This window comes from Ancylomarina sp. (assembly GCF_041555295.1).
In the GTDB taxonomy this organism is placed as follows: Bacteria; Bacteroidota; Bacteroidia; order Bacteroidales; family Marinifilaceae; genus Ancylomarina.
Window position 1 is genome coordinate 1 of sequence record NZ_JBFFKR010000381.1, and the last position, 2,684, is coordinate 2,684.

Below are 2,684 nucleotides of genomic sequence, written 5' to 3' on the forward strand. Positions count from 1 at the left end.
ACAGAAACCGCTGCTAAAGACAGATTACTGCGACATTTCGAAACCAATTCGCTAAAAGGATTTGGTGTACACACCTTGAGGGATGGAATTATTGCCTCGGGAGCTATTCTACAATATTTAGATTTCACCAAGCATTCGCAGGCTGGACACGTCACACAAATTGCACGAATCGAAGAAGATCGCTACGTGTGGTTGGATAAGTTCACCCTTCGCAACTTGGAGCTTTTTGGTGCACTAAACGATGGGGCTCAAACCCTATCACAAGTGATGGACAAAACCCTTTCACCAATGGGGTCGCGTTTGTTAAAACGATGGATTGCCCTACCGCTGAAAGATCCCGCTCGCATTAACAACCGTTTGGATGTGGTAAAATATTTCCATACGAATGAGGAAAAATCCTGGGAAATTGAAGATGAAATTAAACAGATAGGCGATTTAGAGCGTATCATATCCAAAGTAGCAGTCGGTCGAATTTCACCTCGTGAGGTGGTGCAGCTCAAAAATGCCTTAATTGCAATTGAGCCTATTCAAGCCAACTGTCTGCAATCGGGTAACGAAAATCTGGTGAAGATTGGTGAACAGCTGAACCCATGTCAAAGCATTCGTGAGAAGATTGAGAATGAAATCAAGACCGATCCTCCTGCAATGGTTAGTAAGGGTGGTGTCATTGCCGATGGAATATCTGATGATCTTGATGATTTGAGAAAGATTGCTTTTTCGGGTAAGGATTATCTATTGCAAATGCAAGTTCGCGAAAGTGATCGAACCGGTATTCCTTCCTTAAAAATTGGCTTCAACAATGTGTTTGGCTACTATATCGAAATTCGAAATACGCATAAGGATAAAGTGCCTGAGGAGTGGATACGTAAGCAAACTCTTGTGAGTGCAGAACGCTACATCACTCAGGAACTAAAAGATTACGAAGAGAAAATTTTAGGTGCTGAAGAAAAAATACTAGCACTTGAAACCCGACTATACAACGATTTGGTGATCAGTATTACCGATTACATCAGCACCATTCAGCTAAATGCCTCGATGATTGCCCGACTGGATTGCCTTTTATCTTTTGCCAGGCTAGCTAAGGAGAATCATTACAATTGTCCTGAAATTAACGACACTCAGGTGATCGATATCAAACAGGGACGACATCCTGTGATTGAAAAACAGCTTCCAATTGGAGAAAGCTATATTGCCAACGATGTATATCTGGATAACGACAAGCAGCAAGTCATCATTATTACAGGACCCAATATGGCTGGTAAATCGGCCCTGTTGCGTCAGACCGCTCTTATTGTGCTGATGGCTCAGATTGGTAGTTTCGTACCGGCTGAAGAAGCTAAAATCGGCTATGTGGATAAAATATTCACCCGTGTGGGTGCATCCGATAATATCTCATTGGGCGAATCGACCTTTATGGTAGAGATGAACGAGGCAGCCAGTATTCTAAACAACCTCTCTTCCCGCTCTTTAATTCTTTTAGATGAGTTAGGACGAGGCACGAGTACCTACGATGGTATTTCCATAGCCTGGTCAATTGTGGAGTACATTCATGAGCATCCCAAGTTTAAGGGCAAAACACTTTTTGCAACCCATTATCACGAACTGAATGAAATGGAGCATTCTTTCAATAGAGTTAAGAATTTCAATGTATCGGTTAAGGAAGTTAATAATAAGGTGATTTTCCTACGTAAATTGGTTTCTGGAGGCTCCAATCACAGTTTTGGTATTCATGTAGCCCGAATGGCTGGCATGCCTAAATCGGTGGTTAAACGTGCCGACGATATCCTGCTGCAGCTAGAGGGAAACAAGAATGGTGAAGCTCTAGCCAAACCCGTTGGTGAAATTGCACAACAGCGCGAGGGTTACCAAATGAACTTTTTTCAGATGGACGATCCCGTTCTGCAACAAATTCGTGACGAAATCCGCGGCATGGACCTCAATAATCTGACGCCATTGGAAGCTTTAAATAAGCTTAGCGAAATAAAAAAGATATCTGGATTGTAATCCAACATGCATTTGATTAGGCTGAGAAAAAGTTTTTCAAAAAAAAAATATTTTTTTTCGGCCTTCTTATTTCAATAGTGATTCTCTGACTTTCAGCAAGTCACGAACCCTACGGTTTTATTAGTATTCCACGAAAGTGAAAAAAAAGGAGCTATTTTCATTTTTCCTTTTGCAGAATCAAAAAAAGCGCATATATTTGCAACGTCAAAACGAAAAAACAACGGCTGAAAAGCCTAGTTTATTCACCAGAAGGGAGCAAAAGCATAATGCGAGAATAGCTCAGTTGGTAGAGCACGACCTTGCCAAGGTCGGGGTCGCGAGTTCGAGTCTCGTTTCTCGCTCAATCCGTAAGGATGCCCGGATGGTGGAATTGGTAGACACGCTGGACTTAAAATCCAGTGGCTTCACGGCCGTGCGGGTTCAAGTCCCGCTCCGGGTACCATTACAGAAAGCAGTTAACTGATTATCAGTTAACTGCTTTTTTATTAGGGGCAATGCTCAATAATTTAATATTATTGAAATACCCTTACACATTAAACAGGATCACCGGCAAAACCTGGGTCTAACAAAATAATCATTCTAATTAGGCGAATATTTTCGTTAAACGAAATAAGAAGAAGTCAATATCCACAACGCCTCTTAAAGATCTCCTGAAGTCTTTAATTTTTGCATTAAAAGAT

General features: G+C 41.5%; 1 protein-coding gene and 2 tRNA genes. All 3 read left to right on the plus strand.

What is annotated here, in order from left to right; genetic code table 11:
• Positions 1-2,004: DNA mismatch repair protein MutS (gene mutS / locus ABY905_RS16205; RefSeq protein ID WP_372645752.1), on the plus strand; the 2,004-nt coding region annotated here is incomplete at its 5' end.
• A 268-nt stretch (positions 2,005-2,272) separates the two neighbouring features.
• Positions 2,273-2,345: transfer RNA gene (locus ABY905_RS16210), tRNA-Gly, on the plus strand.
• A 14-nt stretch (positions 2,346-2,359) separates the two neighbouring features.
• A tRNA-Leu gene (locus ABY905_RS16215) sits at positions 2,360-2,446 on the plus strand.
• The last annotated feature ends 238 nt before the right edge of the window (positions 2,447-2,684 follow it).